This window comes from Arachnia sp. (assembly GCF_057238465.1).
Map to the genome: position 1 here is coordinate 85,623 of NZ_DBHHFZ010000003.1, position 12,460 is coordinate 98,082.

Below are 12,460 nucleotides of genomic sequence, written 5' to 3' on the forward strand. Positions count from 1 at the left end.
TAGTCATCGACCACGGAAGTGGGGATAGTCGTAACCGAGCTTGGAGTTTCTTGCGGGCAGCGGTGGAGTCCATCTGGCGGCCATGGAGCCTCCAGCTGCCTGCGTCAGGGATCCTGCCCAATCTTCTTCACATCGGTGTGGCCCAAGAAACCGGGCTGGTCGTGCTCGTAGTGGATCGCGGTGGTCTTCAATGCCCGGATCACAGTGCTGGTGAGCGGGTCGAGTTCGCGCATGCGAGGCATGTGGTGATAGTGCGTGTCGGGACGCCCCTGCGGGCGGCGACCCACTCCGGGTCTCGATGTTGCTCACGACGCAGCCGCAGGACCTGGTGCTCGACCTCGAGTGGCGTCCGGTTCAGGTGATGATGCGGGGCGCTGGAACGATCCACGAGCCCAGTCTCACCAAGTTCTCGGTATCGGTTCAGCCACCGGTGAGCGCACTGACGAAAGATCCCCACCGCTGGGCCACAAGCCCATCCCTCGACAATGACACGGTGAACCAGCAACAGCCGACCATGAACAGTCAAATCAGGCCTCAGAGCGGGACACGAGGACCTCCAGTTGATCGGCGTGAACGCTTTCAACGCCCCACTCAGAGGGCCTCTTTTTCATCAACACCCGGTGTCACCCACATCCCGGCCGAGTACACCTGGCGGCGGATCGTCGGCGGTTCCGGCCTGTGGGTGGACACCGGGACGGACGCCGTCGCCTTCGTCGAGCAGGCCAAACGGGCCGGGGCAGGCTCGCCGCCGGACCGGGCTTCTCGCCCCACGACGGTTACCGCACGATGCTGCGGCTGCCCTTGTGGCACGACGGAGCCGAACTGAGACGAGGGTTGGGCGCCGCCTTCGGCGAATAAGGGCCACCATGTGGCAATGCTGTGACCACGGGCCGTGGCCCGGGCGAAAATAGCCGCTCCAGCCAAGAACTTTGGGGATGGAACTACAACATTGTTACAGCTTGTTACAGTTCATTACAGTTCAGGTGAGGTGCCAGGTGGCGCGTGGGTCTTGCTTGGCGGAGCCTTCCCGGATGACGAGTCCGAGTTCTTCCAGCTGGGCTAGCGCCCGGGTGGCGGTCATGCGGGCTACCCCTGCCAGTTCGGCCAGCGCCCCGGTGGAGAGCGGCTCCCCCGCCTGGCGCAACGTGTTCAGGATGGCGATCGCGCTGCGGGTGAGCCGGGAGCGGATTTCTTCGGGGAGCGCCTCCTGCGCCGACAAGGTGAGAGTCACCGAGGAAGAGGATTGGAAATAGTGGGGATCGACGAGCCCGCGTCCACGCATCTCGGCGAATAGCCGTGCGATCCCTTCCCCGAGCTCTCTGGTGTACCCCAAGTCGGCGCACACCCGGGCGATGCGCGGGTTACGGGCATAGCGCCGGATATCGAGCGGGCGTTGGGGTTCGACGATGCCCGGGAATCGTCCTGGCGAGGTGATCTCGATCCGGCTTGGGAAAATCTCAAAGCGAATGTGGTCGCCCATGGTGCTGTACGAGCGATGAACGACGGCGTTGACCAGCCCCTCCAGCCAGGCATCCCGGGGAATCCGGGAGATGGGTTCGAAGGTGCCCGCGTCACTCAGTTGCTGCCAGACGGGCATCATGTCCTCGATCTGACGGATGGCTTCGGAGATCTGCCGCAGCAGGGAGCCTTCCACCCGGCAGTCCTGTTCGAGCGTCATGTTTCGTCCCACGCCCCGGTGTTCCGCCCCGTACTTGAGAATCCGGACGACGGCATTGGGAAACTCACGCTGGGGACGCTCGTCGAACAGCAGCTCGCTGGCCACGGTGAGCCGACCCCGGCGATCCACCAGGTCGCGCGCGGCCAGCGCACCCTCAATGGTCGCAGCGCCGATGCGTTCGGCATAGTCCACCAAGGCCTGCTGGTCGAGGTCTGCCAGGGTGAGGTTCACGGGAGTGGCTTCATAGTGCGCCATGCCCCGGTCGAACACGAGTTCACGCTGCTGCGCGGCAGTCAGCCGCCGCGACTCGTCGCCAACCCGCAGGTAGCACTCACCCTTCTGGGTGACGTGCACGGTCTCCCCCGGAGCGATGTTCAGCAGGACGAGAGTGGCCGGCTCGCCTTCGGCGTCCAGCGCCTCAACCTCTTCCACCCGGGCGCGTACCGGCGGTTCGGTGTAGTCGAGACAGGCTTGCCGCAGCTCGTTGCGCCGCTGCGCTGGCACGTCCTCCACCTTGCCGTCATGGAGCCCAACGACAATCACCCCGCCATCGGCGTTGGCCATAGCCACCAGCGGGACCGCGAGATCGCGCGGCGACACGCGAGCGGACTTGCGCTCGAACCACTGATCTTCCGCAAGGGCCAGCAGCGCTGGCCCCACCTGCTCTGGGGGCAACGTCAGGCTACGATCCACGACTGCCGAGGTCATAGATTAACTGTAACATTGTTACAGCTTGTTACAGTGTTGCAGTGCTTTCAGGCCAAGGTTGCTCGGCCTGACGCAGGACAGGTCCGTCGCCACTCCATGCAGCGGTGAAGTGTTCTGTCGACGAGGCGGGCCCGGGTTGATGCGAAACCGCTTGGAGACAAAGGCTACATCGGATTGGGAATGATCACCCCTGCTCGGAAACCCACCCATGATGAACTCACAGACACCGACAAAAGAAACAACACGGCCATCAATCGTGTCCGCTATCTCATCGAACGTGTCACCGCGAACCTCAAGACCTGGCATGTTCTACACACCGATTACTGCCGCCCCTACAACACCTTCGAAACCACAATACAAGCCGTCACGGGACTCATCTTCGCCTACACCCTACAAGTAAACCTCGCCGCGTGCCGCTGATACTCCCGGGGAACCCGGTTGTGCAGCGCTCAACACGGAAAAAGCTTCGTTTCGCTCCCGAAGTCGGGTTGAGTGCTGCGCAACCAGGAAATCCGCGGATACAGACCAACGTCTTCCAGGTGGGGATCGGCGAGGCAAAGTGGAACTGTGAACTGTAAGTTCCACAAGGCTTGTTCACAGCTTTCCTAAAACGCGCTCTGGCCAAGGGCCTTGCTGACCGACGCGCCGCCTGTGAGTCTTTGCTCAACCCTCAACCCCTCATCCGAATCGAGCGGTTTCCGTCGCCCGCCTCGAACACCTCGAAGTCCGACCGGTACCGCTCGCGCCAGTCAGGGTCGAACTCTGACAGCAGCGCCTCGGGGTCTGCGTGCCCGCTGGCAAGCTCAAACACCAGATCAGCGCGGTCAGCCGCGTAGAGAGCGATCGGCGTCACCGGAGCTAATGGGGAAAGCGGCATCTCGAACCACGATGCGACCTCCTCAACCAGGTAATGCCTGGTGATGAGATCACACGTGGCCAGCAGGCTGGCTACCCGAACACGGCTCTCCCCAGACGCCTTCTCTCCCTTGCGCCACTTCTGCACCGCGGGGACACTCACCTTGACAAGACGCGCGACATCCCGCCAAGCAAAGCCGAGGTCGGCAAGGTCACTCAGCATTGATGCCACGCTGTCTTTAGCACGCTCGGCTGCGGCGGTTCGCCACTCGACATCATGGGTCCGCTTATGCAGGTCGCCGCAGTCTTCCTGGAGAGTCCGAACGACGCTCCGGCTCGCACCAATCTCAGAGGTGAGGCGAGCTGCCGTGAGACGTGTCTCGGTCAATCTCGAGTGAGCGGTGGACTCACTGGCCGTGGCCCGCGCGGTCAGCGCCGACTCGACAGCCGCATTCCGCTCCAAAGTTTCAGCCACGGCGCAACACTTCCTCTCTGAGCCGATCGGTAATCAGGCTTTCGAATACATCGCGCACGGGCTCGTGCAGCGCGTCGGCGTGATTCAGGATCAGATCCACGTCGAACTCAGGCACCTCATCGGCTGCCTGCCAGAAACTGTCGATGTCGAGTTTGAAGAGCGGTCCCGGCGGCGGCAAGGGGCGTCGCAGCTCTGGCGTTGACGGCACCGCGTACTCGATTTGTTCCCCATATCTCAGTACGAGCGCACGGCTATTCTCACCGGAGAAGACAACAAGGCCCTCGCTCACAGCGGGCACGAGACCCAGGGCAGTACCAATGCGTGTCGGCCCAAGCAAAGAAGAATCGACCCACTGATCCCAAACGGGAGAGCCCCCTCCGTCCTCGGTGGGGACTCTGATCTCGTCGATGTATCTCAGCCCGACGCGCTCGACACCGGCAGGAGGGGCTACTGCCCGGCGGGCACGGAGCGCAACATCGAGCAGCGTCCGTATCCGGTCGTAACTGCCGTAATCCGTCGTCTCGACTACGAGGCTGTCCTGGCGGATGGTCAGCGCAGTCCGCTTGTCGCGGCTCGTCCATCGCGGGAAGGTGCTGACAACCTGTTGCTGAGCCGGCGGGCTGTTCGGGCTTGTCTGGACGACAACCGACACCTCGCTTATCTCGCTGGGCAACGGCAGCGACTCACGGATGTGCGCCGACAACTGTGTGACCTGTTTCGGCTCAAGCAGCTCACACGACGGGTGGCGCACTTCGACCGCCATCAAGACAATCGACGCGTTCGGGTAAACTTCTCGCTCCCTCACACAGATCATGCTACTAAGACAGAAACCAAAACAGCAACCATCGGGCGAGGGCAGCGAATACGACAGTGATCTGCCCTCGATCGTCTCCTTCACCTGGTTGGTCGGCTGGTCCCCGTGACCATGGCTGGGGCAGGATCAACCCATCAGGTGGTTGCTCACCGGGATGGGTCCTCACCCACAGCTCGGAAACCATCATCGTCAAGGCAGAAGCCATCGAGGAGCAGACCGCTTGAGTGACAGGCCTTCGGACCCCAAGGCCACCGGAACCCATTTCGCCGCCCCCGGCGGCGCCGTCGCTCCCCGGATCTGGCGGTTGGGTCGACGGTTAACCTGAAAGAAACGACATGTGAAGGGAGCATCATGGCTGAGGCTGTCTTTTCCGCGGTCGCCGAATCCTTGGAGGGCATGGCGACGCGCTGCACATCCCGGGGTATGAGTTTCGTCCTGGACGAGCCGCCCTCGCTCGGCGGCAAGGACGAGGGGATGAACCCGCTCGAAGCCCTCCTGTCGGCCCTCGGCGCCTGCAAGTGCGTCGTTGCGAGGGCTTTCGCCAAGCCGAACGGCATCCGGCTGCGCCACGTACGGGTCGAGGTGGATGGGGTGTTCGATCCGGATGGGTTCCGGGGGAAGAACCCCGCGGCAAAGGTCGGGCTATCAAAAATCAGGACGCGCTACCACATCGACGCAGACAACACCCCCGAAGAGATCGCGGCGTTCGTCGAGTTCATCGAGGCCCACTGTCCGGTCCACGACACCCTGGTCAACCCGGCCCAGCTGAGCTACGAGATCGCCTGAACCAGCGGCGCCACGCCCGGACACCCGGCGAGGCCCATGCCCTGCACATCAGCGGCCAGGCCTTCGACCGGCCGGGATGGGTGATGGGCTGAGCCGGGACACCCCCAGCCGGGGGAAGTGACACGGGGATGCCCCGGCCCTGCCAGCACCTTGGCCGCGGTCAGCCGAGGTGGTCGCGCAGCCTCTCCAGCGCCGGAGCGAACACCTGGCTGGCGAAGAAGGTCTCCCAGTGCTCCCGCTCGTCCTGGGCGCAGTCGAACTCCGTCCACCACTCGACAAGCGACTGACCGGTCGAACTCACCTGGGTCACCTTCAGCGTGGAGACATATCCGGTCACGTCGAACGGGGCCGGATCGCAGAACCCGTAGGAGTAGCTGCGGTCGAGGTCCGACAGGGCGAGCAGCCGCTCCCTGATCCGGGATTCGCCGAGCTGGAAGTTCCGCACGGCGCCGACCGTCGCGCCGGTCAGACCGTCCTCGATGTGGCTCTCGGAGACCGCGGAACCGAACCAGGTGGCCAGGCCGTTGAAGTCCCTGAGGGTGTCCCACACCTTGTCGGCATCGTGCTGGATGATCGTGCTGTAGTACGAGACCGCCATGTCAGCCCTTCTTGAAGGTGACGGCCTTGAACTCCTCGGTCTGTGCGCGAATGCCCACCTCGGTCGGGAATCGCTCGATGGAGCTGGCCCCGTAGAAGCCGACGATGCCGTCGGTGTGGTCGAGGATGTACTGCGCGTCGGCCGGGTTCGCGATCGGCCCGCCGTGGCACAGGCACAGGATGTCGGGGTTGACGCTCCTGGCCGCGTCCGCGAGCTGCTGCACCTTGACCGCCGCCTCCTCCAGGGTCAGCGCGGTCTTCGCACCGATGGTCCCAGACGTCGTCAGGCCCATGTGAGGGACGAGGATGTCCGCCCCGGCGCGGGCCATGTCCTTGGCCTGCTCCTCATCGAAGACGTAGGGGGAGGTGAGCAGGTCGAGTTCGTGGGCCATGCGGATCATGTCGATCTCGTGCCCGTACCCCATGCCGGTCTCCTCCAGGTTCGCCCGGAACACCCCGTCGATCAGGCCGACGGTGGGGAAGTTCTGCACACCGGCGAACCCGATCTCTTTCACCTGGCGCAGGAAGTGCCCCATGACACGGAACGGGTCGGTGCCGTTGACGCCCGCGAGGACGGGGGTGCGCTTCACGACGGGCAGCACCTCGTTGGCCATCTCCATGACGATGGCGTTGGCGTCCCCGTATGCCAGCAGCCCGGACAGCGAGCCGCGCCCGGCCATGCGGAACCGGCCCGAGTTGTAGATGACCAGCAGGTCGATGCCACCGGCTTCCGCGGACTTCGCGGTGATTCCGGTGCCCGCGCCGCCGCCGATGATGGGCTGGCCCTGGGCGACCTGGGTGCGGAAACGATCGAGGATTTCTTGACGGGACATGTTTCTCCTTCTCAGTTGGTGATGGATGTGTGCAGTGCGCGGGCCATCGCGGCACCGAAACCCGGGTCGTTGATCGCCTGGTCGAGTTCGTGGACGACGACGCCGGAGCCAGCCAGCCCCGCGCGCAGTTCCGCGAACAGCGTGGCGTCGGCCTCGGCGTCCCGGAAGGGGGCTCCCTCGACGTCGATGGCGCTCACGCCCCGCAGGGGGATGAACAGCTCGGTGGGTCCGGTGGCGGCGGCAAGCTTGGTGGCGATGCGGCGTCCCAGCTCGGCCATCTCCTCAGGCGTGGTGCGCATCAGCGTCACGGTGGGGTTGTGGACAAACAGGTTGCGTCCGGCGAACTCGGGCGGCACGGTGTCGGCGGGGCCGAAGTTCACCATGTCGAGCGCCCCCAGGCTGACGGCCTGCGGCAGGCCGACCCGCCCGGCCATCTCCAGCCGCCGCGGCCCCGCGGACAGGACACCACCCACGAGGTCGTCGGCCAGCTCGGTGGTGGTGAGGTCGCACACCCCGGCCAGCAGGCCCGACTCGGCGAGTTTCTCCATGGCGCGGCCACCCGCCCCGGTGGCGTGGAAGACCAGCACCTCGTAGCCGAGGTCAGTCAGGGTGTCGCGGGCCTCGTCCGCGGCCGGGGTCGTCACGCCGAACATGGTGACCGCGACGACCGGTTTGTGCTCGGCGGGGACGGCGGCCAGCCGGTCCTCGTAGGCCCTGGCCATCCCGGCGATCGCCGCGGCCGCGTTGGCGAACACCTGGGAGGAGACCGAGTTGATGCCGGCGACGTCGACGACCGAGTACATGAGCGTCGCGTCCACCTCGCCGACGTAGGGTTTCACGTCGCCGGAGGCCATGGTCGAGACCAGCAGCTTCGGGAAACCGACCGGGAGGGCCTGCATCGCGGCCGCGGCGACCGAGGAGCCGCCGGACCCGCCGAGGGCCAGCAGGCCGTGGATGCGACCCGACACCGCCAGGTCGCGGACGATACGGGCCACCCCGACGCTCATCACCTGCATCATCTCGCCCCGGTCGCGGCGTTCGCGCAGGGCGGCGGCGTCGGAGTCCGCGGCAGCGATCACATCGTCGGAGCTGATGTTTGCCAGCGGGCTCGCCGAGAAGGACCCGACATCGACGAACAGGGCCTGCACCCCGTGTTTGTCCAGTTGCTCGGCCAGCCAGGCGTACTCGGTGCCTTTGGTGTCCAGCGTCCCGATCAGTGCAACAACAGCCATGCGGTCTCACTCCTTCGTGCGTGTTCGGACCCGTCCTGCTCAAGCGCGGCCGCGGCGGCCGGGCGTCCATGGGTAGCAGCGAGGCTACGTCTCACCGCGGAACGGCACTGGTCCAATCCGGGAGAATTGGCCCAGGCCGGTGGGGCATACTCGGCGGCGTGGGAGTGCGCATGGATTCGGCGGAGCTGTCGAGGCTGCTCGGGGTGTGGACGGACGCGGACGAGCGGCTGCCGGACGCGCTGGCGCGCACCATTTCAGAGCTTGTGGATCACGGTTTCGTGCCCGCGGGAAGCACCTTGCCACCGCAGCGGGAGCTCGCGCAGGTGCTGGGGGTCGCCCGCGGGACCGTCGCGTCCGCCCTGGCGATGCTGGAGGCTGGCGGGTATGTGGTCTCGACCCGGGGGTCGGGGACGCGGGTGAGGTCGGGCCGGGTGGGTGCCGAGCACCGGGCCGGCGGGCGGCTGTTCTCGTTCACCAACGCCCCGCGCGATGTCATCGACCTGTCCAGCGGGGCCCTGCCCGCGTCCGCGGTGACCGGGGAGGTGCTGTCGGCGAGCCCGGACGGGCACGACCCCTACCTGGAGACCGACGGCTATTTCCCGGCCGGGCTTCCGGTGTTGCGGCAGGCGATCGCCGAGCACCTCACCCGCGATGGGGTGCCGACCCGGCCCGCGGAGGTGCTGGTGACGAGCGGGGCGCAGCAGGCGACCTCGCTGGCGATCCGGGGGCTGCTGGACCCGGGCGACCTCGTCCTGACCGAGGACCCGAGCTACCGGGGTGCGCTGTGTGCACTGCGGGCCCATGGCGTCCGGCTGGAGGGGGTCCCGCTGCGCGACGGCGGCATCGACGTGGACCTGGTGGCGCGCGCGGCGGCGAGGCGTCCGGCCGCGCTGTACTGCCAGACCAGCGTCCACAACCCGACGGGGCAGAGCATGACCAAGGACGCGCGGGCGGCGCTCGCCGGTGTCGTCAACCGGCACGGCCTGCCCGTCGTCGAGGACTGCTGTTCCTACGACCTGACACTGTCAGGACGTCCGGCGTCAACGCTGACGGGTCTTGTCGCCCCGGAACTTCACCTGAGCTGCTGGACGATGTCGAAGCTGTTCTGGGGTGGGCTTCGCGTCGGCTGGGTGATGGCCGACGAGGCGCGCATCCGCCGGCTGGTGGAGCTGCGGAAGGTCGACGACCTGGCGACCTCCATCGTCGACCAGCTGTACGCCGTGCGGCTGCTGCGCCGGGCGGCGGACGCGCGGCGGGAGCGGCAGGCGATGCTCACCACACACCTGGCATCCACGGAGCGGGTGCTCCGCGAGATGGCCCCGGCGTGGACCTGGCGGCGGATCGCCGGCGGTTCCGGCCTGTGGGTGGACACCGGGACGGACGCCGTCGCATTCGTCGAGCAGGCCAAGCGGGCCGGGGTCAAGCTCGCCGCCGGACCGAGTTTCTCACCCCACGACGGCCACCGCACGATGCTGCGGCTGCCCCTGTGGCACGACGGAGCCGAACTGAGACGAGGATTGGGCGCCGCATTCGGCAGATAAGGGCCGCAGGTGGCGATGATGTGACCGCGGGCCGCGGGCCGGGCGTTTCTGAGTCTGGCTGGGCGGTCAGGGCTGGTCTGCGAGGCTGAACAGGTCGCCGACCTCGCAGTCCAGCGCCTCGCACAGCGCCGTCAGGGTGCTGAACCGAACGGCCCTCGCGCGGTTGTTCTTCAGGATCGACAGGTTGACCACGGTGATACCGACCTTTTCACTGAGGGCCGCGAGCGTCACACCCCGGGCCGCGAGCAGATCGTCCAGGTGGCAGGTAATCCGATGGGGTTCTTCGACGGGCATCAGATCGTCGTCTCCGCATCCTCGGCGAGCTTTTCCCCCTGCCGCCAGGCGTAGGCGACGACCAGCCCATTCGCGGTTTCGAGGGGAGAGGCCGCCTCACCCGAGCTGGGGTGCTGTGGGGACGCTGCCGAGCGTCGAGCCGGTGGCGCCAAGGGTCGCGAGCTGGCCGAAGACATCGTCGTCTCGTTCCCCACCTGCTCGATCCCCGAAATCGCCCGCCCGGGCCGGGCCCTGAGACAGCGGAAGGACGCGTTACCGGGCCACTTCACCACCGGCGGCTCACGACACCCGGCGCTGGAACCTCGTGGGACCGAACCACGGCCGCCCGGCCGAGGTGAATCCCTCGGCGGAGGCATCGCCGTCCGGGCACGGGTGGGTGACCTCGTCCAGCCCTGCCGGGGGGCCGAACTCGGTGCTACCGGTGATCACCTGCGCCTTGAAGTAGGCGCCGCGACCGGAATCGGGCTCGGCGACGAAACGCACCGTGACGGTGCCGTCCTTCAGCACCCGCCGCAACTCGGTGATCGAGCGTCCCAGCCCACAGGACGCATACGTCAGGACGTAGCCGTCGCGTTTCGCGTGCTCGATCAGGTCGCGTGGCGCGCGCGGTGGCACCGGGGTGGGCAACACCCGCGCCGGTTCGTGCTCCGCCTGGATCGCGAGCCGGTTTGGTCCTGTCGGGACGACTGTCAGGCCAAGCCCGGCCAGGAACGTCCCCTGGTTGGCCTGGTCCGCCAGCGCCTGGGCGGCCTCTTCCGTGGTGCTGCTGTGCCACGACGGCACCGGCACCGGCTGGTCGGCCTTGACCAGGTGTCCCGAAGGCAACTCGGGGATCGGGTTGCACGCGGTGATGTGGGTGATCGTCGGCTTTTTCGGCCAAGCCGTCTCCAGGTGGTGCGGCACCTGAGCGAGGAAACTCCGCGTCCAGAACTCCTGATCGGAGGAAGCCGTGTCGCCGGAGTCCACCTTCTCGTAGCTGAGTTCGACCCGGGCCTGGTCGTTCACTTCCTCGCCCCGCTCGAAAACCAACTCGAAGGACTCCCATGATGAGTTGCAGTCGACGCCCACCAGCCGCCAGCCAACCCGCTGGGCGGCGGCGATCTCGGCGCCCCGGATGGTCTCGAGAGAACCCGCCAGCAGCGCCGAGTCGCCTCCGGCGATCCTCATGGCGCCGCTCTGCGGGGTGCCGCCCGCACCGGGGGTGGTGGTTTCTGCCGGGGCGAGCCACGGATCGGTCCAGATCACCTGCGCCCGGGCCCAGTCGGTGTGGTTCGGCAGATACCCGCCGTCGGCGGGCTCGCTGCATCCAGCGAGGCAGACAAGCAGCAATGCGGCGGCGGCACGGTTTCGTGGGCGGTGGGTCATCGAGATCACTCCTCCGGCAAACCAACCGACAGCGGGGTGGTCCACGTGGTGGGTCCCCTCAGATCACCCCGGTTGAACTCGTCCCGGGTCATGGTGAAGGTGCCTCCGCGTCCGGGGTCGTAGACCGTGACCGTGTCACCGCAGGCGCCAACGATCAGCGTCACGTGGGCGCCGGTGCCCGGCTGATTGATGCCGTAGCAATACAGCGGGACGAAGTGTCCGCGCGAGACCGCATCGAGGATCGCGTCGTAGGTCACCTCCGGCGCCTTCGGGTCGACCAAGCGGGACCGGTAGGTGGTTCCCGGGACACCCGCCGGGTGGTCGGGGTGGGACATTTGATCGTCCACCGCCCCGGGCAGGGTCCCCAGGAACTTGGGCCACCACCGGTTGGTCTCGTCGTGCATCGCCAGCGCCGCATCACCGAACCGTTTCCCGGGACTGGTTCCGGTCGCGTCGGGAAGGACGCCGCGCGGGTCGATACCCGTCTGGATGTACATGGCGTAGGCGGGAACGTTGAGCATCCGCGACATCACGATGACGGAGGAACCACAGGTGGCGCCATCGGGCTGGACGAATTGGCAGGCGTTGTCCTCGCGGATCGGGTCGAGGGCACGCACTTGCTCCGCGTTCAGGGACGCGAGCTGGCGGGCGTAGGCGACCAGGGCCGCCCCGGTCAGCCCGGACCCGATCGCCGCCAGGATCCACGCTTTCCGCTCCGGGTCGGATTCTTCCTCGAAAAGGCGCTCGGCCTCGACTCTTTCCGCCGGCGACATCGCATCCAGGGCCTGCTGGGCGCGCTGGCTGGTACCGAGGCCGAGTTCAGCGGCTTCCCACGGCTGGGGGGCCTTGCGCCACTCGGCGGCGGCCAGTTCGACGTCTTCGGGCTGGCGATCGGGTTTGAACAGCGCGCCCCTGGCAGCCGTCCCGAGCAACCGGATCAGCGCCCTGGCGGCCTCGCCCGGTGGACGGAGCGAGATGCCTTGGAGTCTGGCGAGCAGGCTCTGCAGTTCTTTCGCGATATCCAGCAGCGTCATGGCATCTTCACCCCGTTGAAGGTGTCAGCCGTCTGCTGATCGGTGGCATCGAAGGTCTGGATACAGGTCTCGATCTCGCCCCTGCTCCAGGCTGCGCGGACGGCCTCTTCGTCAAGGTACACCGTTGTGTCACCACCTTCGTTGCGCCTCGCTGCCCGGGCAATTTATAGGGGCGCGGGTCCAGGGCTCAGCGGATGGCGACGCATTGGCCGCTCCTGGCGGATTCGATCATGGCCTCGCAGACCTGG

General features: G+C 66.7%; 16 protein-coding genes. 3 read left to right on the top strand and 13 right to left on the bottom strand.

Annotation, left to right across the window (positions count from 1 at the left end; all coding sequences use genetic code 11):
* Nucleotides 1-104: 104 nt before the first annotated feature.
* From ACO6D6_RS04310 to ACO6D6_RS04320, 3 genes are all read right to left on the bottom strand, one after another.
* On the bottom strand, nucleotides 105-242 hold the full coding sequence (locus ACO6D6_RS04310; protein ID WP_484783536.1) for a hypothetical protein: 138 nt from the start codon (nucleotides 240-242) through the stop codon (nucleotides 105-107).
* On the bottom strand, nucleotides 200-583 hold the full coding sequence (locus tag ACO6D6_RS04315) for a leucine zipper domain-containing protein (protein ID WP_484783537.1): 384 nt from the start codon (nucleotides 581-583) through the stop codon (nucleotides 200-202). Before ACO6D6_RS04315 ends, ACO6D6_RS04310 begins: the two co-directional genes overlap by 43 nt.
* 396 nt (nucleotides 584-979) lie before the next feature.
* Nucleotides 980-2,386 (bottom strand): ATP-binding protein, encoded by a 1,407-nt coding sequence (locus ACO6D6_RS04320; RefSeq protein WP_484783539.1) that lies wholly within the window; start codon nucleotides 2,384-2,386, stop codon nucleotides 980-982.
* Nucleotides 2,387-2,500: 114 nt separating this feature from the next.
* Here ACO6D6_RS04320 and ACO6D6_RS04325 point away from each other — a divergent pair, with 114 nt between their 5' ends.
* Nucleotides 2,501-2,806, top strand: coding sequence for a transposase family protein (locus tag ACO6D6_RS04325; protein ID WP_484783899.1), 306 nt, complete (start codon nucleotides 2,501-2,503; stop codon nucleotides 2,804-2,806).
* 250 nt (nucleotides 2,807-3,056) lie between these two features.
* On the opposite strand, the gene ACO6D6_RS04330 is transcribed toward ACO6D6_RS04325, so the two are convergent.
* Both ACO6D6_RS04330 and ACO6D6_RS04335 read right to left on the bottom strand, forming a co-directional pair.
* The gene (locus ACO6D6_RS04330) at nucleotides 3,057-3,716 is read right to left on the bottom strand and encodes a hypothetical protein (protein WP_484783541.1); all 660 of its coding nucleotides are present in this window, start codon (nucleotides 3,714-3,716) and stop codon (nucleotides 3,057-3,059) included.
* Nucleotides 3,709-4,521: a TIGR04255 family protein gene (locus ACO6D6_RS04335; RefSeq protein ID WP_484783543.1), complete on the bottom strand. Its 813-nt coding sequence runs from the start codon at nucleotides 4,519-4,521 to the stop codon at nucleotides 3,709-3,711. Before ACO6D6_RS04335 ends, ACO6D6_RS04330 begins: the two co-directional genes overlap by 8 nt.
* Before the next feature lie 360 nt (nucleotides 4,522-4,881).
* Between ACO6D6_RS04335 and ACO6D6_RS04340 the strand changes: the two genes are divergently transcribed.
* Complete coding sequence (locus tag ACO6D6_RS04340) at nucleotides 4,882-5,316, top strand: OsmC family protein (RefSeq protein ID WP_484783545.1); 435 nt, start codon at nucleotides 4,882-4,884, stop codon at nucleotides 5,314-5,316.
* Between the two features lie 160 nt (nucleotides 5,317-5,476).
* On the opposite strand, the gene ACO6D6_RS04345 is transcribed toward ACO6D6_RS04340, so the two are convergent.
* From ACO6D6_RS04345 to ACO6D6_RS04355, 3 genes are read right to left on the bottom strand one after another with little or no spacing between them, the layout of a single operon-like run.
* Nucleotides 5,477-5,914 (bottom strand): SRPBCC family protein, encoded by a 438-nt coding sequence (locus ACO6D6_RS04345; protein WP_484783547.1) that lies wholly within the window; start codon nucleotides 5,912-5,914, stop codon nucleotides 5,477-5,479.
* Between the two features lies 1 nt (nucleotide 5,915).
* Nucleotides 5,916-6,746, bottom strand: coding sequence for a phosphoenolpyruvate hydrolase family protein (locus ACO6D6_RS04350; protein WP_484783549.1), 831 nt, complete (start codon nucleotides 6,744-6,746; stop codon nucleotides 5,916-5,918).
* 11 nt (nucleotides 6,747-6,757) lie between these two features.
* Nucleotides 6,758-7,978 (bottom strand): Tm-1-like ATP-binding domain-containing protein, encoded by a 1,221-nt coding sequence (locus ACO6D6_RS04355; RefSeq protein ID WP_484783551.1) that lies wholly within the window; start codon nucleotides 7,976-7,978, stop codon nucleotides 6,758-6,760.
* A 170-nt stretch (nucleotides 7,979-8,148) separates the two neighbouring features.
* On the opposite strand from ACO6D6_RS04355, the gene ACO6D6_RS04360 reads away from it, so the two are divergent.
* Nucleotides 8,149-9,519: an aminotransferase-like domain-containing protein gene (locus ACO6D6_RS04360; protein WP_484783553.1), complete on the top strand. Its 1,371-nt coding sequence runs from the start codon at nucleotides 8,149-8,151 to the stop codon at nucleotides 9,517-9,519.
* A 66-nt stretch (nucleotides 9,520-9,585) separates the two neighbouring features.
* Here the strand turns inward: ACO6D6_RS04360 and ACO6D6_RS04365 are convergent, their stop codons facing one another.
* From ACO6D6_RS04365 to ACO6D6_RS04385, 5 genes are all read right to left on the bottom strand, one after another.
* A complete protein-coding gene (locus tag ACO6D6_RS04365) occupies nucleotides 9,586-9,813 on the bottom strand; it encodes a helix-turn-helix domain-containing protein (protein WP_014847832.1) in 228 nt (75 codons plus the stop codon).
* Nucleotides 9,813-9,989 (bottom strand): hypothetical protein, encoded by a 177-nt coding sequence (locus ACO6D6_RS04370; protein ID WP_484783555.1) that lies wholly within the window; start codon nucleotides 9,987-9,989, stop codon nucleotides 9,813-9,815. The genes ACO6D6_RS04365 and ACO6D6_RS04370 overlap by 1 nt, the downstream gene beginning before the upstream one ends.
* Nucleotides 9,990-10,092: 103 nt before the next feature.
* Complete coding sequence (locus ACO6D6_RS04375; RefSeq protein ID WP_484783557.1) at nucleotides 10,093-11,178, bottom strand: hypothetical protein; 1,086 nt, start codon at nucleotides 11,176-11,178, stop codon at nucleotides 10,093-10,095.
* A gap of 5 nt (nucleotides 11,179-11,183) precedes the next feature.
* Nucleotides 11,184-12,212 (bottom strand): hypothetical protein, encoded by a 1,029-nt coding sequence (locus ACO6D6_RS04380; protein ID WP_484783559.1) that lies wholly within the window; start codon nucleotides 12,210-12,212, stop codon nucleotides 11,184-11,186.
* Nucleotides 12,209-12,334, bottom strand: coding sequence for a hypothetical protein (locus ACO6D6_RS04385; RefSeq protein WP_484783561.1), 126 nt, complete (start codon nucleotides 12,332-12,334; stop codon nucleotides 12,209-12,211). The genes ACO6D6_RS04380 and ACO6D6_RS04385 overlap by 4 nt, the downstream gene beginning before the upstream one ends.
* Between the last annotated feature and the right edge of the window lie 126 nt (nucleotides 12,335-12,460).